Source organism: Stenotrophomonas maltophilia R551-3, assembly GCF_000020665.1.
In the GTDB taxonomy this organism is placed as follows: Bacteria; Pseudomonadota; Gammaproteobacteria; order Xanthomonadales; family Xanthomonadaceae; genus Stenotrophomonas; species Stenotrophomonas maltophilia_L.
Genome location: NC_011071.1, coordinates 2,293,406 through 2,315,883 on the forward strand (window position 1 = coordinate 2,293,406; position 22,478 = coordinate 2,315,883).

The following is a 22,478-nucleotide window of genomic DNA, read 5'->3' on the forward strand; positions in this document are numbered from 1 at the left end:
ATGGGATTGATGGACCGGGGAATGACGAACGTATCCGCTGCCATGCCACGCGCGCTCATGGCCCTCAGCATTGCCGCTGCACTGCTGCCCAGCCTGCCCGCACTGGCCCAGAACTCCGGCAATGACCGCGGTTCGAAAGCGGCTGGCGCAGCGCCCCAGGCACCGACTGCGACCCTGGATCAGGTACTGGTGGTCGGCAGCAACATCCGCGATGCCATTGGCGGCGGCGCATCCCCGATCATCGTGATCGACAAGGAGGCCATCGACCGCACCGGCGTGGCTACCGTGCAGCAGCTGTTCGAGAAACTGCCACAGAACTTCGGCGGAGGCGCCAATGGTGCGAACGTCGCCAACCTTGGCGTCGACCGCGATACCGGCAACAACTTCGGCCAGGGCACCGCCATCAACCTGCGTGGCCTGGGAACCGGCACCACGTTGACCCTGATCAACGGCCATCGCGTGACCTCGTCGAACCGCTACCAGTACGTAGACGTCTCGCTGATACCGCTGAGTGCGGTGGAACGCGTTGAGATCCTCACCGATGGTGCCTCGGCCATCTACGGCACCGACGCCGTCGGTGGTGTGGTCAACATCATCCTGCGCCGCGACTTCACCGGGTATGAGACCGCTGTGCGCTACGGCACCGTCACCGCCGGTGGCATGGAGGAGTACCAGGCATCGCAGTCGGCAGGCTGGTCGTGGGATGGCGGCCATGTGCTGGCCAGCTACGAGTTCCTGAAGCAGAGCAACCTGCCGGCGGTGGACAAGGACTTCTCGAAGAATGTGCGGGTCAAACCGTACGACCTTTACCCCGGTTCGAAGCGCCACAGCCTGTATGTGGACGGCGTCCAGCAGCTCAGCGATGTGCTGACCCTGAACGTGACCGGCTCGTTCGCCAAGCGCGAGATGGATACCACCATTTCCGGCACCGCCGACGAAACCCGGCTGTTCCCGCACACGCGGCAGTTCGACCTGTTCGCCGGACTCACGCTGGATCTTCCGCGCCAGTGGCAGGCGCGCCTGAATTCCGGGTTCGGCAGGAGTGACGTTTCCTATCAGCGCACCACCATCACCGGCAGTTCGGCCAGTACGGCGCCACCGACCGATACGAACTCCGAATCCCGCTACCTTGATGTGGTCGCCGACGGCGAGTTGTTCAGCCTGCCCGCCGGGCCGATACGCGCGGCGTTCGGCGCGGGCTACCGCCGCGATGGCTATGAGCTGATCGATCATCGCGGCCTGGAAAAGCCACTCGACCTGCATCGAACGATCAGGTCCGCCTTCGGCGAGCTCAACATCCCGCTGCTGAAGGACATGCCGGGCGTGCGCAGCCTGTCCTTCACTGCGGCAGCGCGCTATGACGATTACAGCGATTTCGGTTCCACGCTGAATCCCAAGCTCGGCCTGCTGTGGGAGGCGACCCAGGGGCTTTCGTTCCGTACCAGCTATGGTCGTTCCTACCGGGCGCCGGTGTACCAGGACATGCAGTTGAACAACACCGTGGTGGTGGCGAATGTGCCCAACCCGAGCGCAGCCAATGGCAACACCATCCTGATGATGCTCTCCAATGGCAACCCCGACCTGGGCCCCGAACGGGCCAAGACCTGGACCGGCGGTTTCTCATTCGCGCCGCCGTCGCTGCCGGGGCTCAAGATCGATGCGAACTACTACCACATCGAATACGCCGACCGGATCGGCAGTGGCTTCGGCGGCAGCTTCCCGTCGCTGTTCCTGCAGTCCACGGCACCCTACGCGGACATCCTGACCAGCAATCCGACCCAGCAGCAGATCCAGCAGGCGCGCCAGCTGGGCATCTCGGGGCTGGGCCTGTTCGTCTCGCGCGTGGGGCCGTATGCGCTGCCACCGGGAACGGACGAAACCAACAGCCGGGTGATCCTGGACAACCGCTTCCGCAACAACGCCTTCACCCAGCAGCGCGGTGTCGATTTCAGCGCCGGCTATGACGTTGATGCCGGCCAGACCCGCATCGCGATGAGCCTGGCCGGGCAGTACATCATCGAATCAAAGCGTCGTGTGACCAGTACGTCGCCCGAGGTGGATGCGGTGAATTCGGTGTACTACCCGGTGGATCTCAAGATGCGCGGTGGCATCGCGCTGAGCCGGCAACAGGCCGCGGCGGGGATCTTCGTGAACTACGTGGACAGTTACCGCGACCCCGCCAATGTCGCCCGGCCCCACGTCAGCTCCTGGACGACGGTCGATCTGAACCTCGCCTACCACTTCGGTGCGTCAGCGGACCCGCAGCGTGGCACCTCGCTTGCGTTCAACGTGCAGAACCTGTTCGACCGGGATCCGCCGTTCATCGTCAACAGCATCAACACCGGCTACGACCCCACCAATGCGACAGCGCTGGGCCGCTTCCTGTCCATGTCGCTGACCCACCGCTGGTAGGCCTTCGCATGCGCGCCGGCTTCCCTGCCCTGTCCAGGCCCGCGATGGCGATCCAGCAGACGCTGGGTGTCGCCGCGACCCAGCTCACGCTGATGTGGCGCGAGCGACGCGTGCTGTGGCTCGCTCTTGCCCTGCTGCTGCTCGCGGGTGCATCGGTAGCCAGCGGCGCCGCGCGCCTGTCGTTGCAGGCGCAGGAGCGCCAAGCGATGAGTGAAGAAGAAGCGCGGCTCTGGGACAGCCAGGGCACCATCGATCCGCATGCTGCCGCCCATGTGGGCCGAGCCATCCCCGCACCAGTGCGGCCACTGGCGGCGCTGGATCCGGGGCTCACGGATTTCCTGGGGACCTCGGTGTTCATCGAGGGCCACGCGCAGAACCCGGCCCGGCACCGCGCGACGGAGGCTGGCACTGCGCTCAGCCGCTTCGATGGCTTCTCCGCGGCGTGGGCGCTGCAGGTCGTGGCGCCACTGCTGATCATCCTGGCCGGGTTCGCGATGCTGTCCGGCGACGTCGCCCGCGAGACGCTGCGCCAGGAGCTCGGCACCGGTGCCTCGGCCGGCGTGCTGATCGGCGGGCGCTTGATCGCCCTGGCAACCACATCGCTGCTGCTGGTGCTGGCCATGCTGGTGTTCAGTCTTCCCGGCATGGCAGGCCTGCACGGCGGCATGGCGGACCTTGCAGCACTGTTTGCCATGGCCGCTGCCTACGCTGTGTATCTGCTGGTGTTCTGCGCGCTCACGGTCGGGGTATCGGCACTTGCCAGTTCGGCACGGACGTCGCTGGTAATTCTGCTGGGGTTCTGGGTGGTGTCCACCCTGCTGGTGCCACGGGTGGCGCCGGCGGTGGCCGAGTCGTTGCACCCCACTCCGTCCGCACCCTCGTTCCGGGCCACCGTCACCGAAGAAGCGGAGAACGGCGTGGATGGCCATGATCCGGCAGACCAGCGCCTGGATGCCCTGCGCGCGGCGTTGATGGCCCGCTACCAGGTCGAGAAGGTGGACGACCTGCCGGTGAACTTCCGCGGCGTCGCCCTGGAGTTTGCCGAGGCGAATTCCACGCAGACCTACAACCGCCACTTTGATCGCCTGCATGCCAGCTACCAGCAGCAGGACGCGACGCAGCGCCTGTTCGCCGTCCTTTCCCCAACCCTGGCCCTGCAGTCATGGTCGCGCGCATTCGCGCGCACGGATTTCTCCGCGCATCTGGCGTTCCTGCGCGGCGTGGAGGACTACCGCTACCGATTGATCCAGGCACTCAACCAGGACGTGAAGCGGCACAAGGCACCGCCGGGCGGGAAACATGTTGCCGATATCGCGACCATCACCCGTTCGGTGCCCTACCGCCCCCAGCAGCAGCGCCTGGCTGACATCTTCGCGGCGCAGGCGGTGAGCTTCGCCATTCTGCTTGCCTGGGTGCTGCTGGCATGCGGCGTGGTCGTGGTGTCGGCGCGGCGCCTGGGAACACGCCCATGAGCGCCTTGTCGATTGCCGGCCATGAGATCCGCCGCCTGCTGCGAGATCGAGCGCTGCCGATCCTGCTGGTGCTGTTGCTGGCGCTGGGTGCCTATGCGGCATGGAATGGCCGGGTGTGGGTCGACCAGCGCGAAACCGCCATCGGCCTGATCAAGGTGGAGGAGCAGCAGACCAGGGACCGCAGCCGGGTCTTCGTCGGCAAGGCGCCCTCGGTGCTGCCTCGTGCGCAGCCGGTGCTGCCGCCCACGGCCATGGCGCCGCTGTCGATCGGCCAGGCGGATGCCTATCCCTATACCGCCGATGTGGTCGCACTGGGCGATCCGACCCAGCTGCTCAAGCATGTGTGGGCCGACATCGGCAATCCCGCGGCACGCGCTGCGGGCCGGTTCGATCTGGCCTTCGTCATCGTCTTCCTGTTGCCGCTGGTCGTCCTGGTGGCCACCTATGACCTGTGGTCCCGCGAGCGCGAGCGCGGCATCGCGGCGCTGGTGCTGTCGCAGCCGGTTGCGGTGGCGCAGCTGCTTGTGGTCAAGGTGCTGGCCCGTGGTGTCGTCGTACTGCTGCCGGCGCTGGCCATCATCCTCGTGGTGGCGGCCTGGTCCGGTGCCCGGAGCGCTGCAGGCCTGGCCATGCTGGCCCTGACCGTGCTCGCCTATGGTGGCTTCTGGCTGGCGCTGGCGCTGCTGATCGGGTGCTTCGCCCGCCGCACCACCGAGGCCGCCATCTCTGCCGGTGCGCTGTGGCTGCTGATCGTGGTCATGGCGCCGTCGATGACCCTGGCCGCGGTGAACCTGATCGCACCGCCACCGTCACAGATGCGGTTCGCCACCGAAGTGAAGGCGACGCTTGCCGATATCAGCAAGCGTCAGCAGCGCGAGCACCTCGCTCATCCCGCGCCGCTGCGTTCGCCACCTCCGGTCATCCCCGACGCAGCGCGGCAGGCCTACGCCGACCGGGTCGCCGCCGACCGTGAGCTGGCGCCCCTGATCGCATCGCATGCACAGGCCGAAGCGGCACGCCGTCGCCTGCTCGACAGGGTGCGGCTGCTGCTGCCGTCTGTGGCGGCACAGGACGCGCTTGATCGCATCGCCGGATCCGACGCCGACCGCGCACTCGCCTTCCAGCAGCAGGTCGACGCGTTCTGGCAGGCACGCCGGCTGTTGCATCAAGGCTATCTGGACCGCGACGCGCCACAGACCCTCGATGAGTACGAGGCACTGCCCCACTTCCAGTTCCACGAAGCAGCCGGCGTCGCCCAGCGCGGTGTCCTCGCCGATCTCGCCGCACTGATCATCGGCACCCTGATTGTCCTGGTTGCGGCCGGTGCGCTGCGTGGCCGGCTGGCAACGCCCTGAGGAGCCTCCCCCATGTTGTCTGCAAAAAACCTGGTCAAGCAACACGGTGCGCATCGAGCGCTGGATGACGTCAGCTTCGAGGTGCGGCCCGGCGAGATCTTCTGCCTGCTGGGCGCCAACGGTGCCGGCAAGTCGACCACCATCAAGCTGTTCCTTGGCTTCCTGAAACCCACCTCCGGCGCAGCCGAGGTGGACGGACTCAGCGTGCACCAGCAACCACAGGAGGTACGCCGCCGGCTGTTGTACATCCCCGAGACCGTGGCGCTGTACGACGAGCTGACTGGCTACGAGAATCTGGACTACTTCGCGCGCCTGGCCGGTGTCGAGGAACGCTCGCCTGCGCGGTTGAAGGACGCACTCAGGTCCGCCGGGCTGGCAACCGACGCATTCGGGCGACGCGTGGGTCTCTATTCCAAGGGCATGCGGCAGAAGGTCGGTATCGCACTGGCCATCGTCAAGGAAGCCAGGGCACTGCTGCTCGATGAACCCACCTCGGGCCTGGATCCTACGGCGTCAGCCGAGTTCCACGAGCTGATCGTGCGGCAGCGTGATCGCGGCACGGCGATCCTGATGGCCACCCACGATCTGTTCCGCGCCCGGGAAGTGGCTACCACGATCGGTCTGATGCGGGCCGGCCGCCTGCGCAGGACGCTGGATGCCAGCACGATCACCGCGAACGATCTTGAGAGCCTGTACCTGGAAGAGATGAGCCGCAGTACCTAGGCCACCGCGGCCGCCTGCGGGCCATGCCCGCCTGACCAGCGCCGCAGCCACGCCTCGATGTTGATCTGCGGGCCGAAGATGCCCAGCACCTGCGACGAGTGGTCCGGGCTGACCTGCTGGATGCCCGCATCGGCCAGCGCGCTGTCGAGATAGCCGCGCTTGGCCAGCATGCCGTCAACCAGCAGATTCCTTATGAACTGCTGGTGCCCCTGGGTGACCGCCACGGAGTGATCATCCAGATAGGATTTCACCTTCCGCGACAGCAGCGCATCCGGTAACAGTCCCTTCATGGCACGCCGCGCGATGGTGCGGTCTTCTGCGTCTGCGATGAGCAGGTTCAGCGGAATGCGCGCGAACAGTTCAACAAGCGGCTGCGCACTGATCGGCGATACACCATGCCAGTTGCCGGCGCCTTCGAACGGATCAAGGACGCTGGTCGGGAACACCATCCGGCCGATATGGGCCAGCTTGTAGGGTGATACGCGATGGCCCTGCGCCTGCGCATGCCGCAACCAGGCCGGCTGCAGACCGTCCTGTTCGGACAGGTCCACCCGCACCCATGGGCAGGGCTTGCCCCAACGGCCATTGATGCTGCCCGGTCGCTTCAGCAGGCCATGCACGGCCGCGTCCTTCAGTACACCGTACAGAGAATCGCCAGACTGCGCGGTTTCGAACGCCACGCGAAAGAACGTCCGGTCGATGCCACGTCGCCAGGCGTAGTCGATCGCAGCGGCATTGCCCTTGAAACGCAGGAACACCGCATCACCACCGACGCCGGTGAACTGCACGGTGTTGCCGTCGAAGTCCACGTCATGGCGATGGAGCAGATAGCCGGAGCAATGCGCCGGCCGAGCCGTGCGCGGGAAGGCCATGATCTCTTCCAGCGCGCAGTGTGGCTGCCGCCGGTACTCGATGAATTCGCAGCGCCTGCCCGAGGATTCAGCAGCCCCCTGCACCGCCATCCGCGCGAACATCCGTTCGTCGGCGCCAATGCCGTCATCGTAGTGATGGATGCATGTCACCTCCGGTGCTGACGGTGCATGCAGCAAGCCGGCCAGGATGATCGACGAATCCAGTCCACCCGACAGTTGCAGCTGGATGCGCCGGTGCTGGCTGGCCAGTGCGCCGATGCACCCCAGCAGCGTGGTACGGGCCAGCGACACGGCCTCTTCCAGATCCTCGATCGGTTGGTCGCGGGCAAGCCGCACCACGTCCCACGGGCAGTACCGGCCCACCGGCTCACCATCACGGATTGAAACCGCCTCGCCCGCTTCGACCGCCGTGACCTCCTGGAAGCAGGTCTGCAGGCCATCACGAAACGGGTACAGCAGCGAGTACGACAGGAAGGACCAGTCGACGCTGAAATCGCGCAGGCCCAGCATCAGGCAGTCTTCCATGTTGGAGAAGACCAACGTCAGCTGACCCACTGTGGTCATGTAGCACGGGATCTCCGCAGTGGGATCGCGCAGGACGAACCAGCTCGAAGTTTCCTGCTGGAAGCCCAGCGCCACGTAGCGGCCCCAGCACCGTTCGACGATGCTGCGCCCCTGGCTGCTGCAGGCTTCGTCCGCTGTTTCGGCGTCCAGGTTCACGCAGCCAGGCACGGTGCCTGCGCCGAAATCCTTGTGGAACAGCTTGCCGAGTACTACCAGGGAGTTCGCACGGCGGCATTCGAAATAGCCGTGGTTGTCACTCTGCGCATGGATCGCTGCGCCATTGCCGTTCATCACGCAGGCGATGCCGGGCAGCCTGGCGCCGATCCTTTCCACGATCCGTTCCGCCTGCGCCGTCGCGGATTCCGAGTGGGTGTTCCAAAGCACGGCGATGTATCGGTACATGGCAGGTTTCGTTACAGCACCAGAATGGGAACCATCCGGCGCAGGTTGAAGGGAATGTCGGTCAGCACCTGATCGCCATGCTGCAGCCAGCAATGCGCGGCGAACGGCTGGGTTCTGACCGCGAACACCCAGCGCGGAACGATGCCGTACTTCGACAGGAACTCGCGCATCGCCAGGCAGTAGAGAAAGCACTCATCAGTTTTCCTGAAGGCCAGGGGTCGTAGCCAGTCGAACACCCGAACCCGCGACGCCAGTTCTTCGATGCTCACGTGCGTGCAGTGGTCGTGATCCGTTCGACGGCGCGCGGCAGACACCGTGGCACTGAAAGGAAGGAATGTTCTGCTGCAGGCGGCATAGGCACACGAGACAATGAAACGACGCAGGTCCCGCGCCATGATCGGTGGACGGCCACGAGGCGCGCCCTCGCGCACCCAATGCCGTGGCAGCGTAATGGCAGGGCTGGCGGCGGATTTGCCCTGCAGCGGGTCTGCTGTGATCAAACGGCGGTCGATCAGGGCCTGCAGAAGCGTGGGAATGCTTGCGCCATCGGACCGCAGCGGCCAATCGAGAATGAGGTTGCCAAGGCCTGCGGCGCCGCGTCTTTCAAGGGAAAGATACCTGCCCGTGGCCTGATCCAGGATCACCATGGCATCGCCGGTGACGCAGACGTGGGCGTGCTTTGACAGGAAATACGGGGCGGCAGCCTGCTCCATCATGCGCTCCTGCGCCGGAACCGGAGAAGCGGTGCATGCAGGGCATGCACCGCAGATGCGACATTGCGCGGTAGATCAGGGCGACGTGGTCGGGAACACGCCATCCCACAACGTGCCGTGGTTGTGCGCCTTCGTTTCCGAAACCACCGAGCCCAGCTCGATCAGTTCGCCACCCACACCCTGATCCTCAGGGTTCTGCTGTCCTGCCACTACACCCAGCTCAATCAGCTCGTTCATGAACATCTCCTCTAGTCAGTGGATGTATCCATGCGTTGCGTTGGATCGCGTTGCATTGGATACGGAGCAGCCAAGCCACCATCGCCGCCACATTGCGGGGCGATTGCCGCCAAGGCATCGAAATGTTACGATATAACATATTATTTTGGCGTGACGAATGACGCCAGTGGCCCGTTGTCGATATGACCTACGAGAGGCGAGAGGGATGAGCAGCGAGATCAGAGACGACGGCCTGGATCCCACGCTTCTGCTGAAAGGGATGTTTCCCTTGCCGAAGTTCATCCGTTTCGTACGGGAGCGTTGCCCACCGGGACGCTTCGACGAGGCTGCGCTGGTGGAGGAATGGCGGACGGCACGTGCCGAGGTGCTGAGGCTGCAGCAGGAGGAAGCCGGTGAGGCCGACGCCATCAATGTCCATGCGTTACCGGATGAGATGCTGCCGCTGGCTGAGCAGGCGCTGCGACAACCCTCGATGCACCGGATGACGAGTGTTCTGCCACGCAGTTGGCAGATGGTCGAGATCGATCGACTGGTGATCTTCCAGGAGTGCATCAACCTGCGTCACATCGATCAGTTGGCGGCATCCCTGACCGCCTCGCCCAGCGCGCAGGAGGTCATGCAGCTTGTCGCGCGCAGCGGCAGCCATGCACATCCGGAAGTGCGCTTCACCCAGTCCGATGGCAGCTACACCTTCGCGTCCACCTCGAACGACCTGCGCTTCCTCGATGTGGCGACCCTCGATCCGGCTGCCATCGCCGACTACGAGCCGTTCGGCGCAGCCAGCCACGCCGTCGTCATCTATCTGGGTTTCAGTGACAACCTGATCAGTGCCACCCGGTTCGGCAACCGCACGGTCCTGACCAACGGCTCCCACCGCCTGTACCTGCTGCGCAAGCTCGGCTTCCGCCATGCACCCTGCATCGTGACCGATGCCACCGACAGCGATCTCAGCGAGGTTCTGCTGCCGGCAGCGGTCAAGCAGGATCGCGCGTTCTATCTGTCTTCGCCGCGGCCACCGCTGTTCAAGGACTATGTCGACCCGCGCCTGACCTGCGTGGTACCGGTCACCCGCAAGCACTACGCCCTGCGGGCCAAGCTCGATCTGCAAAGGATCACGGTTCCGGCGTTGTAGCTCACGCCCACGTGGTGATTGCCTGGCCCGGCTGCGGATATGGCCGGATTGGTGAATCACCTGGCGGAACTGTCGAATGACGCCCTTCGGCTTGCCGCCTACGCTACCGGTCCTCGAACAGAGAGGATGCCAACGTGAGCGAGAAAGCACTTGCTGCCGAAGCAGGAAGGACGGATCCACCCATCATCCATGTCCTGATGGGGCTGATCTGTGTCTGGCACAGGCGCGAAGCGGTGTCGGCACGCGATGACGAGTAAGCGCCGCCGTACTGCCCGGCGTAGCTCTGAGTCGTAGGTCCGGCGTGGAGATTTCGATTGCGGGGCTGAGCGAGGTTGGGCCCGACTATCCGGACCGTGTCGATCTTCCGGTGATGGTGCTTGGGCTGGACCCCATTCCAGATGCCTGGCAGATGCCCTTCCATGCGCACCGGAAGGCACAGCTGCTGGTTGCCACGCGCGGCTTGATCATGCTGGAGACCGCAGCCGGCCTGTGGGTGGTTCCCCCGCAGGGCGCGATCTGGATTCCCGGTGGCCTTTCCCATCGGGCCAGCAGCAGTGGGCGGCCGCATGGGTTCGTGGTGTTCGTGGAACCCGGTGTCGTGCCGGGGCTGCCGACGCACTGCGCTGCAATGGCGATCACCCCGTTCATGCAGGCCCTGCTGGAGCGGGCATCCGCCCTTCCCGGGCACTACGAGCCTGGCAGCGCGCAGGACCGCCTGATGGCCGTGTTCCTGGATGAGCTGATCGCCGCGCCACCGGAGTGGCTCCATCTGCCCATGCCATCCGATGCAAGGTTGCGCCGGCTGGCCAACGCAATGCTGGACACGCCAGCCGAACGGGCAACGCTTGAAGTCTGGGCGAGCCGGATTGGAATGAGCGAGCGCAACATGTCGCGCCTGTTCTCTGGAGAAACCGGTTTAAGCGTAAGGCGCTGGCGCAGGCAGCTGCATGTGGTGGTCGCGCTGCCGCTGCTGGCCAAAGGCAGGACAGTACAGGCCGTTGCGGACCACCTGGGATACGACAGTGCCGGAGCGTTCGTGACCATGTTCCGCAAGACCGTGGGTGCACCACCCAAGCGCTTCCTCGCGGAACGAGGCACTCGACAGCCAGTATCGGACGCCGACGATCAGCGGCCGCAGGAGCCACGTTGACCGATGTGGGAGCGCGTGGCTCCCGCACCGGCAAGGATTGCCCTTCCCCTCAGCGCTGGTAGTCCTTCAGGAACAGCCAGGTGATCAGCGTGGCATCCGGCCCCTTCGGGTCGGTGAACGGCAAGCCGGACTGGCTGCCGCTCCACGCGTGGCCCATGCCCTGCACCACATAGTGCTGCACCAGCGTCCTGCCACCGTAGGCGTAGGTATCCACCGTATACGCACGTCCACCCGGCACCTGGCCGTGATAGGTGCTGGTCGGCACGTACTTCACCGAGTCGTTGTCCAGGCCGTCGTCGGCCAGATCATTGGTCTGCAGGAACTGGCGCACGGCCTGCTGGCCGTTCACCGGATTGACGGTGAGATCGGCGCTGCCATGGAACACCAGCACCGGCAGCGGTCGCGGCGACGGCGATCCCGAGCACTGCCAGGCCAGACGGCCATTGCTGTCCGGCGAATAGATGCTGCCGGCCAGCAACGCATAGGCGCTACCGGAAATCGTGGTCGCACCCTTGAACATGCCACCGGAATGGATGGCGCCGGCAGCGAACACATCCGAATAGCAGGCCAGCATGATCGAGGTCATCGCGCCGCCCGCGGAAATGCCGGTGACATAGACACGGTGCGGATCCACGCTGTAGCCCGCTTTCACCTTGTCCACGATGCCGGCCAGGATCGAGGCTTCGCCGCTGTCGCGGGCCTGGTTGATCGGCAGCTGCCAGTTCCAGCAGCGGGCCGGATTGGAGGTGACGTTCTGCCGGGGGTAGACCACGATGAACCCCTCCGTGTCGGCCACATCATTGAAGCCTGACGCCTCGCCCATCAGGTTCGGCCCGGTCACACAGCCATGCAGCACCAGCAGCAGCGGCAGCGGCTGGCTGTCGTCATAGCCGGCCGGCACCCATACCTGGTACTCGCGGGCGCCGAACAGATTGCCGTAAAGGCCGATATCCCAATGACCGGCCGGGCCAGCGGCAACCGCGCTGCCCGCCATCGCCAGCCAGCTGCACAACACCAGCAGTACCGCCTTGATCGAATCGATTCCGGATTTCATGGCCAGATCCTCGTGCGTGAGTCGTGGATGAAGGAGTACCGGGGACCGCTTCCGGTTGGGGGCGCGCCCAGTATCCGCATCCACGGGCCGCTGCCGACTGGACCTAGGTCCACTCGCTGCTTGCCCATGACACCGCTAGCCTTGGCTGCAGGGGTGGCAATGGGCCATCCGCACGCTCATGCCTGGGGGAGGACCGAATGAAACGGAATTGTTTGAGTCTCATGATCGGCGCGCTGCTGGCCACGGGGCCGGTACTGGCACAGGAATCACCGACGGCAGGCAGATCCGCTTCGCCGACCAACCTGGACAGCATCAAGGTCACCGCGCGCAAGCGTGAGGAAACCCTGCAGGAAGTGCCGGTGGCAGTCACCGCCTTTACCTCGGAGGCGCTGGACAGGATGAATGTCCAGGACATCAGCGACCTGGACGCGCAGGTGCCCAACCTGACCATCTACGCGGCGCGCGGCGCCAGCAGCACGGTCACCGCCTACATCCGAGGCATCGGCCAGTCCGATCCCACCTGGGGCGCCGATCCGGGCGTAGGCATCTACCTGGATGACGTCTACATCGCGCGCCCGCAGGGTGCGCTGCTGGATGTGTTCGATGTCTCGCGTATCGAGGTGCTCCGCGGCCCGCAGGGCACGCTCTACGGCAAGAACACCATCGGCGGCGCGATCAAGTACATCTCGCGCGGCCTGCCCACCCAGACCGAGGGCTTCGCCCAGATCACCGTGGGCAACTACAGCCAGCTGGATGCGAAGGCGGCCATCGGCGGCCCGATTGGCGGCGCCGACAGTGGCCTGCGCGCCCGTGTGGCGGTGGCCAGCATGAACCACGACGGGTTTGGCGAGAACACCTTCAACGGCCAGCCGGTCAGCGACAAGCAGATCAATGCCGCACGACTGAACGTCGGCGCGTACGCGGGCGATGACTTCGACGTGCAGTTCGCACTGGACTGGATCGATGACCAGTCCGGCATGCGCGGTTCGAAGATGCTGGCGCCCAATCCGTTCCTGCGCGCATACCCGCCGATGGACAGCCGCTATGACATCCGCTCGGGCATGCGCAACCTCAACAACGTGGAGAGCAAGGGTGCCTCGGCCACGGTGAACTGGCGGCCGAACGACGACATTGCACTGAAGTACGTGGTCGCCAAGCGTGAATCGGACAGCGAGGCCAACATCGACTTCGATACCGCGCCGGTCAAGCTGGCCGACGTGGGTGGCACCTATCACGACGACCAGGTCAGCAACGAAGTGCAATTGAACTACGATGCCGGCGGCCGGGTGCGCGGTGTGGTCGGCCTGTACCAGTTCAGTGGCGAGGCGGGCGGCCAGATCCAGAACAGCTACTTCAGTGCGCAGTTCGCCGACAACCAGGGCAAGGTGTTGACCGACAGCATCGCGCTGTACGCGGACTGGACCTTCGACCTGACCAGCAAACTCAAGCTGGATGTGGGCGCCCGTTACACCGACGAGGACAAGCGCGCGATCGTGCTGAACCGCCTGTACGCCGACCCGGGTTTCAGCCGGCCGGTGGCGGTGACCGCGGACTTCGACAAGAAGACCAACTTCAAGAACGTCTCGCCCAAGGTCTCGCTGGACTACCAGATCACTCCGGACATCATGGTCTACGGCCTGGCCACGCGTGGCTTCAAGTCCGGTGGCTACAACATCCGCGCCAACGCTGTGGCCGTGCCACGCTCGGCCGAGCCGTTCGACGACGAGACCGTGGACAGCTACGAGGTCGGCAGCAAGATGGCCTTCCTCGACCAGCGCCTGTTCCTCAATCTGTCGGCCTTCTACAACAAGTACAAGGACATCCAGTTGTCGGTGTTCACCGGCCTGGATACCAATGGCGATGGCGTCGATGACTCCTTCTTCGGTGATTTCACCAATGCCGGCGCAGGTACGGTCAAAGGCCTGGAAGTCGAGTACCAGTACCTGCCCAGCCAGCACTGGCTGATTTCCGGCAACCTGGCGTGGCTGGATACCAAGTACGACGAGTACATGGATCGTGGCGTCAACGTGGCCAGGCAGATGAAGTTCACCAACGCGCCGGAGTTCTCGGGCGCGTTCAACGTGGAGTACCGCACCGAGCTGGCCAATGGCAGCAACCTGTCGGCACGGGTGAGCTACAGCTACCAGAGCGAGGTGTGGCCGACCACCGACCTGAGCCCGGTGATCCGCCAGCAGGGCTACGGGCTGGTCAATGCCGGCGTCATCTGGCGCCTGGATGATGCGTGGACCTTCTCGCTGCAGGGCACCAACCTGGCCGACAAGGAATACCGCACCACCGGCTACAACATCCCGGCGGTCGGCACGCTGATTGGCTTCTATGGTCCGCCACGCCAATATAGCCTCAGCGTCCGTTACGATTTCTAGCGCATCCGTTACGATCTCCAGGAAGCTTCTGCATGACGCAGTCTTACGACGACCTTTACTGGAACAGCAATGATGGGTTGCGCCTGCACGCGCGCGACCATGCACCCGGTGCGGGGCAGGCAGCGCGTGGCACGGTGGTCTGCATTCCCGGGCTGACCCGCAATGGCGCCGATTTCGATGCGCTTGCCGATGTGCTCACCGCCGAGGGCTGGCGCGTGATCGCGGTCGACCTGCGCGGTCGCGCAGGCTCGGAACGCGCATATGACCCGTCCAGCTACAACCCGCGTGCCTATGCGGATGACATGGTTGCGCTGCTGCGCTCGCAGAACATCGCCAAGGCGGTATTCGTCGGCACCTCGCTGGGCGTGCTGGTGACCATCACCCTCGCCTCGCGTGAGCCTGAGCGGATTGCCGGGGCAGTGCTCAATGATGCTGGCCCCAAGGTGCCTCGTGAAGCGCTGGCGCGGATTGGAAAGTACGCCGGCAAGCCGGTGCCGCCGATGGATCTGGAACAAGCCACGGCCTACGTGGCGTCGATCGGCAAGGCCGCCTTCCCGCGTTTCAGCAGCGATGACTGGCGGGCAATGGCGGTGCGCACCTTCCGCCCACGCAGCGATGGCCTGCTGGAGCTGGACTATGACCCGGCGGTGATCCGTACCACGCGGCCGTGGCTGCTATGGTTGCTGCGGCCGGTGCTGTGGCGTGCCGTTCGCGGGCTGACCGCACGGGTGCCGGTACTGGTAGTCCGGGGTGCGCTGTCGGACATCCTGCCGGCCGATGTCGCGCGGCAGATGGCCGCGACCTCGGAAAGCGCCCGCCTGGTCGAAGTGCCGGATGTCGGTCATGCGCCGATGCTGTCCGAACCCGAGGCGCGAGACGCGATCCTGGCGCTGCTGGAGCGTCTGCGGTGAGTGCCGGGGCTCCGATCGACGCGCTACCCACTGCCTTGCAGGCGCTGCGGCAATGGGCAGCAAGCGAGCGCTTGAGCGCCGGCACACCCATCACGCAATCGCGCATCGACACTTTCGCCGACGCCACCGGTGACCACAACTGGATCCACGTCGATCCGCTGCGGGCACGGGCCGAGCTGCCCGGCGGGCAGACCATCGCGCACGGCTTCCTGCTGCTGTCGCTCACCGTGGAAGACGATGTTGCAGCCCTCACCGGCTTCCCCGGCATCGCCCATGTGCTCAACTACGGCCTCAACAAGGTCCGCTTCCTGGCGCCGGTACCCAGCGGGTCCGGGGTGCGGGTGCGCTCGCAGCTGCTGTCACTGGAGGCGCGCCAGCCCGGCCAGTGGCTGCTGACCCAGCGCAAGGCCGTCGAGCGGGTTGCCGATGGCGAGCTGGCACTGGTCGCTGAGCAGCTGTCACTGATCGTGGTCGTCCCCTAGCACCACCCTGCCCGGTTCTCTGCCTACACTGGAGCGATGTTGACGCCCTCCGTCGTTCTGTTCGCCTGTATTGCGTGGACCGTACTGCTGTTTGGCGTGGCCCTCTGGGGCGAGCGCCGGGGGCATCGGCTTTCGAAGGTGTGGCCGCTCATCTATGCGCTGTCGCTGGCAGTGCACTGCACCGCGTGGACCTATTACGGCGCGGCGTCGCAGGGCCTGCAATGGGGCTTCCCGATTCCACCGACCCTGGCGGGCATGGCGCTGATATTTGCGTTCGGCCTGCCGTTCCTGCTCCGCCTGGGGCGGCTGGCCAAGCAGCACAACAGTGCCACCATCGCCGATCTGGTTGTCGCGCGGCTGCGTGCGGATCGGGGACTCGGGTTCACCATCACCCTGGTCGCGCTGTTCGGCATCATTCCCTACATCGCCCTGCAGCTGAAGGCTGTCAGCCAGGGCCTGGGCGCTCTGCTCGGTGATCGCTTCGCGCCTGCCGGCGCGCAGCTGGACATGTCGTTCTGGTTCGCGTTGACGATGGCCGCGTTCACGCTGCTGTTCGGCGCACGCAAGGCGTCGGCCACCGAACCCAATCGTGGCATCGTGGTCGCGCTGGGGCTGGAGTCGCTATTGAAGCTGGTGGCGCTGCTGGCCATCGGCCTCTACGCGGCGCTGTCGGTGCGCCAGGCGGGCACGCCTTTGCTGGAGAAGATGGCACAGCTTCCACCACCGGCCATCATGCCGGACTACCTCACCATGGTCGCGCTGGGAGCAATCTCCGCGTTCACCCTGCCCCACCAGTTCCATGTCGGCGTGGTCGAGCTGCGCCAGACCTCGGACCTGAAGACGGCGCGCTGGCTGTTCCCGGTCTACCTGCTGCTGATCGGGCTGCCGTCGGTGCCGATGGCGCTGGCCGGTGCCGCGCAGCTGCCCGCATCGGTGTCGCCCGACCTGTACGTGCTGGCGCTGCCGCAGGCCGGTGGCCACCACCTGCTGGCCCTGCTGGCTTACCTGGGCAGCCTGAGCGCCGCCACCGGCATGATGATCCTTTCCGGGCTGACCCTGTCGATCATGCTCGGCAACCATGGCTTCGGTTCGAGGCTGCTGGACGGCATTGCCGGCGGCGCGGCGGCAGCTGACCTGCGTCCGCGCGTGCTGGCCTTCCGCCGCGCCGGCATCCTGGCCGTGTTCCTGATGTCGTGGCTGTACAGCCGGGCGATGAGTGACACCGAGGCACTCAGCGATTTCGGTCTGATGTCCTTCACTGCCCTCTCGCAGCTGGCACCGGCGGTGCTGCTGGCGGTGTATCGCCCGCGCACGCCCTCCCCGGCCATCATCGCCGGCATCGTGCTGGGGTCGCTGGCCTGGTTGTGGCTGGTACTGCTGCCGATGGTGGTCCCCGCCGCGCCGGCGTCGACCGCCCCTGACGGACTGCATTGGTTGGCCGTGGTCTCGCTGCGCCCGCAGCCGGGCCATATCGCCATCAGCATGGGCGCCAGCCTGGCGGTGAACCTCCTGACGATTGCGCTGGTGTCGCGCGCGGTGCGCCCTTCGTTGCCGCGACGACGGGATGCGGTGGCGGCCGCCTCGCTGCGCAAGACGGCCGGACGCTTCCTCGGCCAGGAGCGGGCCCGGCAACTGATGGACGGGCATGCCGGGCAGCTGCTGGATGACGACCGGGTCATCACCATCGAACGCGAACTGACCGCCGTGGTCGGTGCGGGCATGGCGAGGCTGCTGGTGGAGGCCGCTCGCGACGGCGGCACTGCGCCACTGGACGCGGTGACCCGTGCAGTCGGCGAAGCAACCCAGGTGCTGCGCTTCAACCAGCGCCTGCTGGAGGCGGCGCTGGAGAACATGAGCCAGGGCATCAGCGTGGTCGACGCGCAGCTGCAGCTGGTGGCCTGGAACAGCCGCTACGCCGCGTTGTTCAAGTTTCCGCCCGAGTTGCTGCAGGTCGGGCAGCCGGTGGTCAATCTGACAGCGTGGGCGCTGGCCGAACTGAAGATCGGCGACGGCCCTGGTGACTCTCGCGACAAGGCCCTGCAGCGTCGCGCCGCACACATGCGGCGTGGCACGCCGCATCTGTCCGAACGGATCTTCCCCGACAACACCATCGTCGAGATCCGTGGCAATCCGATGCCCGGCGGTGGCTACGTGGCCACCTTCACCGACGTCACCGCCTTCCGCCGCGCCGAGGAAGCGCTCAAGCGCAGCAATGAAACCCTGGAGCGCCGCGTACAGGACCGCACCGCACGGCTGGAACAGGCAGTGCACGAAGCCGAGCGCGCGAACGTTGCCAAGACACGCTTCCTGACGGCGGTCGGCCACGACCTGATCCAGCCACTGCATGCGGCGCAGCTGCTGACCGATGCGATGTCGCAGCACATCGAATCGGAGTTCCTCGACAGTTTCCTGCGCCAGATCCGTGGTGCGCTGGACTCCACCGACGACCTGCTGTCCGGGCTGCTGGATATCTCCCGGCTTGAGGCGGGCGGGCTGGTCGCCGATCCGCGCCCCTTCGCGCTGTCGACCGTCCTGGATCCGCTCGCGCAGGAGTTCGCGGTACTTGCGGCGGCGCGCGGCCTGCAGTTCCGCCATGTGCGGAGCCAGGCCTGGGTCCATAGCGACCCCCTGCTGCTGCGCCGGGTGCTGCAGAACTTCCTGGCCAATGCCATTCGTTACACCCGCCATGGCGGTGTGTTGCTCGGTGTGCGCCGCCAGGGACAGGCACTGCTGATCGGTGTGCATGACACCGGCCCCGGCATTGCTCCGGAGCAGCAGGCGGTGGTGTTCGAGGAGTTCCACCGGGTCGATCGCAGCAACGGCCAGGGACTGGGCCTGGGCTTGACCATCGCGCACCGCATCGCCGACCTGCTGCATGCGCCGCTGCAGTTGCGCAGCGTGCTCGATCACGGCTCGGCGTTCTCGATCAGCGTGGTGCGGGCAGCACCGCCGGCAGCCCCGCGCGCGGAGTCCACCGCAGCGGGCACCAGCACCATCAAGGGCATCCGCGTGCTGGTGGTCGACAACGACGCGGACGCGCTGGAGGCGATGCGGCAGATGCTGCTGGCCTGGGGCTGCGAAGTGGTCGCGGTGCGCGCCGCCAGCGAGGTCGGCGCGTCGGCACATGTGGCCGCACTGTGGTTGTTCGACTACCACCTGGATGATGGCGATACCGGCGTGGCGCTCTGGCAGCGGCTGCAAGCCGAGCATGGGCAGCGGCCGACAGTGATCCTCAGCGCCGATACCGGCAGCGATACGCGCGAGGCGGTGCGTGCGGCAGGGCTTTCACTGTTGAACAAGCCCTTCAAGCCACTGGCGCTGCGCTGGGCGATCAACCATCTGCTGGCAGCACCTGGCACAGCAACATCCTGAGAGATCAGGTGTCCTGGGTACCTTCAATCTGCCGGGACGGATCGGCCAATCCCATTTCGTGCAGCACGCGGATCGCCTGTGCACGGTTGCGGACTCCCAGCCGCTCCATGATGCGGGTCATGTGCGCCTTGACGGTGCGCAGCTGTACACCCAGCCGGTCGGCAATCTGCTTGTTGAGCAGCCCTTCGGCCACCAGGCTCAGCACCTTGTACTGATGTGCGGACAGGCTGGCCAGGCGCGCAGCGAGGTCGGCATCCTTGCTGAAGGGCGCCACCCGCGCCACTGGCTCACGCAGCAGTGCAGGAATCCAGCGTTCGCCCTCCAGTACCGACTGCAGCGCAGACTGCAGCTCGTTCAGCCCGGAACTTTTGGGCAGGTAGCCGGCCGCGCCCAGGTCGACTGCGCGGCGGATCACCTGCGGCTCTTCGTTGGCCGAGACGATGATGATCGCCAGTCCGGGCTGCAATGCACGGATGGTTGCAAGGCCGGCAAGCCCATGGTTGCCGGGCATGTGCAGGTCCAGCAGCATCAGGTCGATCTGCTGGTGTTCCAGGACCTCGAGCACGCTGTCCAGCGAGTCGGCCTCGCTGATCTGCAGATCGGCCACTGCCTCTTCGGCCGCACGATGCAGTGCCGCGCGGAACAAGGGATGGTCATCGGCGATGAGCAGGGTCGGCATGTCCAGGCGAGAGTAGCAAATCGTCCGCGGTTGGACAGGGGTACCTAGGTACGCTGGCGCGCTCAGGCGGGATTGCTAGTGTGGACGAATGAAGACCGGCCACTGACAGGCCACCCACGAGGTCACCCCATGTCATTCGCTCCCGATGCCTCTGCCTATCCGCTGCTGATCAAGCAACTGCTGCACACGCCGCTTGCGGTGAATCCTGACCAGGAGATCGTCTACGGCGATTCGGTCCGCTTCGACTACCGCACCCTGCAGGCGCGCATCTGCCAGTTGGCCGGACTGCTGACTTCGTTGGGGGTGAAGCACGGCGATACGGTTGCGGTGATGGACTGGGACAGCAACCGCTATCTGGAAGCGTACTTCGCCGTGCCGATGATCGGCGCGGTGCTGATGATGGTGAACGTGCGCCTGGCGCCCGAGCAGATCGCCTATACGCTGAACCACAGCGGTGCACGGGTGATCCTCGCCAACCGTGAGTTCCTGCCGATACTGGAAGGCATCGACGGACAGTTGCCAGACCTGCGCACGCGCATCCTGCTGGACGATGCCGGCGGCCCGTTGCCAGACGGTTTCGTGACCGAGTACGAAGCCGGTCTGCGGACTGCCACTGCGACCACCGATTTCCCGGACTTCGACGAGAACACCCGCGCAACGGTGTTCTACACCACCGGCACCACCGGCCTGCCCAAAGGCGTCTACTTCAGCCATCGGCAACTGGTCCTGCATTCGCTGGCAGGGATGGCGGCGCTGGGCAGCGCGGCCAGCCAGGGGCGCCTGCACCGCGGTGATGTCTACATGCCGATCACCCCCATGTTCCATGTGCACGCCTGGGGCCTGCCGTATGTGGCGACACTGCTGGGCATCAAGCAGGTCTACCCCGGCCGCTATCTGCCAGCCAGCCTGCTGGCATTGATCGCCCGCGAGAAAGTGACCTTCTCGCACTGCGTGCCGACCATCCTGCATATGCTGCTGGAGCACCCGCTCGCGGCGGAGACGGACCTGGGCAACTGGAAGGTGATCATCGGCGGCGCGGCCCTACCGCGGGCATTGGCGCAGCGGGCACTGGCACGCGGCATCGACATCTTCGGTGGCTACGGCATGTCCGAGACCTGCCCGCTGCTGACCCTGGCGCAAATCGATGCGGATGCCGTGACCGATACGGATGAGGTTCTTTCGCTGCGCACCAAAGCCGGCATTCCGGTACCGCTGGTTGACCTGCGCATTGTCGATCCAGACATGAAGGATGTGGCACACGATGGCATGGCCACCGGCGAGGTCGTGGTGCGGGCGCCCTGGCTCACCCAGGGTTACCTGCACAATCCGGATGCATCGGCGGCATTGTGGGCAGGCGGCTACCTGCACACCGGGGACATCGGCAACATCGACAGCGGCGGCTACCTGCGCGTGACCGACCGCATCAAGGATGTGATCAAGACCGGTGGCGAGTGGATCTCATCGCTTGCGCTGGAGGACATCATCGCGCTGCATCCGGCGGTCAGCGAGGTCGCGGTGATCGGTATCGCCGACACGAAATGGGGCGAGCGGCCGTTGCCGCTGGTGGTCAGGCAGCCTGGCAGTGAGGTGACCGAAGCGGAGATCATCGAACTGGTCGCTGCGCGAAGCCGCTCAGGGGACATCTCACGGTATGCGATTCCGGAACGGGTCAGTTTCGTGGAATCGATCGAGCGGACCAGCGTGGGCAAGATCAACAAGAAGAAGCTGCGTGGGTTGCATGACCCAGCGACTGGCTCGGGCCGTGGGTGATCTCCGCCCGATTGCCGAGGTCAATGCTCGCACGCCAAGGTATGAAGCGGCGCCCCGGGACGATGATCTCCCGGGGCACCACTGCTGTGCAGCAGACCTGGTTCAGTTCCGCCAGGACCGGTCACCCTCAGTCGATGCAAGGTCCCTTCGCAGCGATCTCCGTGCCGGATCCCTTCGCACCGATGCTGGCCGGGCCCTGGCATGCATCAAAGCTGTACTTGATCAGCTTCCACGACCCACTCGACCATCGGTATGTCCACGACTCGGAAGCACCGCTCGGCAAGGTATTGGAGATCGAGATGACCTCGCCCTCCACACCGCGTGCAGGCAATGGAACAGGCGGGCCCGCCGCACCGGCCGGCTTCAGGCTGCCAGCAGACTGATAGCTGTGCGAGATGGCCAGTTCGCCCGTCTGCAACGCCGGCGCGTAGGCGGGCGAATTCCGTTTGATCCAATCGACGATGTAGCCGGCTTCCAGCGAATCCGACGCGTACGTGGCCTTCGTAACTACAGTGGCGGTCGCGGTGCCCGCGATCGGTCCTGCATTGACGCCCCCACCGGGGACTCCACTCAGTGCCAGCACCAATGGCAGCGCCGCGCCCAACAGCGAGAACTTCATACCCTGCTCCTTGTGTGTATGCAGCTTTCTCAACGGGCCGTCTATGACCCGCGGGCAGTGTAGGCATTGCGGACAGGTTGGGCATCGGCGCAGTCATGCCCATTTCTCATATCCATCAGGCTTCGAGCGCGAGCTGCCCTGCTGAAGGTCGCAGCGCCGATTGTGTTGAACGCGG

The 22,478-nt window shown here is 65.5% G+C and carries 17 protein-coding genes; 11 read left to right on the top strand and 6 right to left on the bottom strand.

The features are described 5' to 3' along the window. The first annotated feature begins 21 nt into the window (after positions 1 to 21). Genes SMAL_RS10445 through SMAL_RS10460 form a run of 4 tightly spaced genes read left to right on the top strand, consistent with a single transcriptional unit; the run spans position 22 to position 5,962 of the window. The gene (locus tag SMAL_RS10445) at positions 22 to 2,412 is read left to right on the top strand and encodes a TonB-dependent receptor plug domain-containing protein (protein ID WP_232273966.1); all 2,391 of its coding nucleotides are present in this window, start codon (positions 22 to 24) and stop codon (positions 2,410 to 2,412) included. 8 nt (positions 2,413 to 2,420) lie between these two features. Continuing rightward, positions 2,421 to 3,884, top strand: coding sequence for a DUF3526 domain-containing protein (locus tag SMAL_RS10450; protein WP_012511109.1), 1,464 nt, complete (start codon positions 2,421 to 2,423; stop codon positions 3,882 to 3,884). Beyond that, positions 3,881 to 5,239 (top strand): ABC transporter permease subunit, encoded by a 1,359-nt coding sequence (locus SMAL_RS10455; RefSeq protein WP_012511110.1) that lies wholly within the window; start codon positions 3,881 to 3,883, stop codon positions 5,237 to 5,239. The genes SMAL_RS10450 and SMAL_RS10455 overlap by 4 nt, the downstream gene beginning before the upstream one ends. 12 nt (positions 5,240 to 5,251) lie before the next feature. Then, the gene (locus SMAL_RS10460) at positions 5,252 to 5,962 is read left to right on the top strand and encodes an ABC transporter ATP-binding protein (protein ID WP_012511111.1); all 711 of its coding nucleotides are present in this window, start codon (positions 5,252 to 5,254) and stop codon (positions 5,960 to 5,962) included. Here SMAL_RS10460 and SMAL_RS10465 read toward each other — a convergent pair. From SMAL_RS10465 to SMAL_RS21110, 3 genes are all read right to left on the bottom strand, one after another. Further along, on the bottom strand, positions 5,959 to 7,800 hold the full coding sequence (locus tag SMAL_RS10465) for an asparagine synthase-related protein (RefSeq protein WP_012511112.1): 1,842 nt from the start codon (positions 7,798 to 7,800) through the stop codon (positions 5,959 to 5,961). The two genes, SMAL_RS10460 and SMAL_RS10465, sit on opposite strands and share 4 nt — an antisense overlap. Before the next feature lie 11 nt (positions 7,801 to 7,811). Next, positions 7,812 to 8,513, bottom strand: a complete 702-nt coding sequence (locus SMAL_RS10470; RefSeq protein ID WP_012511113.1) for a lasso peptide biosynthesis B2 protein — start codon at positions 8,511 to 8,513, stop codon at positions 7,812 to 7,814. Positions 8,514 to 8,588: 75 nt separating this feature from the next. Beyond that, entirely contained in the window at positions 8,589 to 8,750 is a 162-nt protein-coding gene (locus SMAL_RS21110; protein ID WP_012511114.1) for a hypothetical protein, read from the bottom strand. A 259-nt stretch (positions 8,751 to 9,009) separates the two neighbouring features. Between SMAL_RS21110 and SMAL_RS10475 the strand changes: the two genes are divergently transcribed. Both SMAL_RS10475 and SMAL_RS10480 read left to right on the top strand, forming a co-directional pair. Continuing rightward, the gene (locus tag SMAL_RS10475) at positions 9,010 to 9,882 is read left to right on the top strand and encodes a hypothetical protein (protein WP_232274027.1); all 873 of its coding nucleotides are present in this window, start codon (positions 9,010 to 9,012) and stop codon (positions 9,880 to 9,882) included. Positions 9,883 to 10,183: 301 nt separating this feature from the next. Beyond that, on the top strand, positions 10,184 to 11,032 hold the full coding sequence (locus tag SMAL_RS10480) for an AraC family transcriptional regulator (RefSeq protein WP_012511116.1): 849 nt from the start codon (positions 10,184 to 10,186) through the stop codon (positions 11,030 to 11,032). Positions 11,033 to 11,081: 49 nt separating this feature from the next. Here the strand turns inward: SMAL_RS10480 and SMAL_RS10485 are convergent, their stop codons facing one another. After that, positions 11,082 to 12,086, bottom strand: a complete 1,005-nt coding sequence (locus SMAL_RS10485; RefSeq protein WP_012511117.1) for an extracellular catalytic domain type 1 short-chain-length polyhydroxyalkanoate depolymerase — start codon at positions 12,084 to 12,086, stop codon at positions 11,082 to 11,084. 221 nt (positions 12,087 to 12,307) lie between these two features. Between SMAL_RS10485 and SMAL_RS10490 the strand changes: the two genes are divergently transcribed. The 4 genes from SMAL_RS10490 to SMAL_RS10505 are packed head-to-tail and all read left to right on the top strand — an operon-like array spanning position 12,308 to position 19,235. Continuing rightward, positions 12,308 to 14,470: a TonB-dependent receptor gene (locus SMAL_RS10490; RefSeq protein WP_041864522.1), complete on the top strand. Its 2,163-nt coding sequence runs from the start codon at positions 12,308 to 12,310 to the stop codon at positions 14,468 to 14,470. 32 nt (positions 14,471 to 14,502) lie between these two features. Continuing rightward, positions 14,503 to 15,381: an alpha/beta fold hydrolase gene (locus SMAL_RS10495; protein WP_012511119.1), complete on the top strand. Its 879-nt coding sequence runs from the start codon at positions 14,503 to 14,505 to the stop codon at positions 15,379 to 15,381. After that, on the top strand, positions 15,378 to 15,863 hold the full coding sequence (locus SMAL_RS10500; RefSeq protein ID WP_012511120.1) for a MaoC family dehydratase: 486 nt from the start codon (positions 15,378 to 15,380) through the stop codon (positions 15,861 to 15,863). The genes SMAL_RS10495 and SMAL_RS10500 overlap by 4 nt, the downstream gene beginning before the upstream one ends. Positions 15,864 to 15,899: 36 nt before the next feature. After that, positions 15,900 to 19,235 carry a hybrid sensor histidine kinase/response regulator gene (locus SMAL_RS10505; protein WP_012511121.1) on the top strand — a complete coding sequence of 1,112 codons (3,336 nt, stop codon included), beginning with the start codon at positions 15,900 to 15,902 and terminating at the stop codon, positions 19,233 to 19,235. Between the two features lie 4 nt (positions 19,236 to 19,239). Here the strand turns inward: SMAL_RS10505 and SMAL_RS10510 are convergent, their stop codons facing one another. After that, positions 19,240 to 19,914: a response regulator transcription factor gene (locus tag SMAL_RS10510; RefSeq protein WP_012511122.1), complete on the bottom strand. Its 675-nt coding sequence runs from the start codon at positions 19,912 to 19,914 to the stop codon at positions 19,240 to 19,242. 129 nt (positions 19,915 to 20,043) lie between these two features. On the opposite strand from SMAL_RS10510, the gene SMAL_RS10515 reads away from it, so the two are divergent. After that, positions 20,044 to 21,684, top strand: coding sequence for a fatty acid--CoA ligase (locus tag SMAL_RS10515; protein WP_012511123.1), 1,641 nt, complete (start codon positions 20,044 to 20,046; stop codon positions 21,682 to 21,684). 127 nt (positions 21,685 to 21,811) lie between these two features. On the opposite strand, the gene SMAL_RS10520 is transcribed toward SMAL_RS10515, so the two are convergent. Further along, complete coding sequence (locus SMAL_RS10520) at positions 21,812 to 22,303, bottom strand: hypothetical protein (RefSeq protein WP_012511124.1); 492 nt, start codon at positions 22,301 to 22,303, stop codon at positions 21,812 to 21,814. Positions 22,304 to 22,478: the final 175 nt, after the last annotated feature.

Bases quoted from the DNA above. Each gene is read 5' to 3' on its own strand.
- SMAL_RS10510 (WP_012511122.1), bottom strand. From the start codon at position 19,914: ATGCCGACCCTGCTCATCGCCGATGACCATCCCTTGTTCCGCGCGGCA.
- SMAL_RS10485 (WP_012511117.1), bottom strand. From the start codon at position 12,086: ATGAAATCCGGAATCGATTCGATCAAGGCGGTACTGCTGGTGTTGTGC.
- SMAL_RS10495 (WP_012511119.1), top strand. From the start codon at position 14,503: ATGACGCAGTCTTACGACGACCTTTACTGGAACAGCAATGATGGGTTG.
- SMAL_RS10455 (WP_012511110.1), top strand. From the start codon at position 3,881: ATGAGCGCCTTGTCGATTGCCGGCCATGAGATCCGCCGCCTGCTGCGA.
- SMAL_RS10465 (WP_012511112.1), bottom strand. From the start codon at position 7,800: ATGTACCGATACATCGCCGTGCTTTGGAACACCCACTCGGAATCCGCG.
- SMAL_RS21110 (WP_012511114.1), bottom strand. From the start codon at position 8,750: ATGAACGAGCTGATTGAGCTGGGTGTAGTGGCAGGACAGCAGAACCCT.
- SMAL_RS10515 (WP_012511123.1), top strand. From the start codon at position 20,044: ATGTCATTCGCTCCCGATGCCTCTGCCTATCCGCTGCTGATCAAGCAA.
- SMAL_RS10470 (WP_012511113.1), bottom strand. From the start codon at position 8,513: ATGGAGCAGGCTGCCGCCCCGTATTTCCTGTCAAAGCACGCCCACGTC.
- SMAL_RS10450 (WP_012511109.1), top strand. From the start codon at position 2,421: ATGCGCGCCGGCTTCCCTGCCCTGTCCAGGCCCGCGATGGCGATCCAG.
- SMAL_RS10520 (WP_012511124.1), bottom strand. From the start codon at position 22,303: ATGAAGTTCTCGCTGTTGGGCGCGGCGCTGCCATTGGTGCTGGCACTG.
- SMAL_RS10490 (WP_041864522.1), top strand. From the start codon at position 12,308: ATGATCGGCGCGCTGCTGGCCACGGGGCCGGTACTGGCACAGGAATCA.
- SMAL_RS10475 (WP_232274027.1), top strand. From the start codon at position 9,010: ATGTTTCCCTTGCCGAAGTTCATCCGTTTCGTACGGGAGCGTTGCCCA.
- SMAL_RS10445 (WP_232273966.1), top strand. From the start codon at position 22: ATGACGAACGTATCCGCTGCCATGCCACGCGCGCTCATGGCCCTCAGC.
- SMAL_RS10505 (WP_012511121.1), top strand. From the start codon at position 15,900: ATGTTGACGCCCTCCGTCGTTCTGTTCGCCTGTATTGCGTGGACCGTA.
- SMAL_RS10460 (WP_012511111.1), top strand. From the start codon at position 5,252: ATGTTGTCTGCAAAAAACCTGGTCAAGCAACACGGTGCGCATCGAGCG.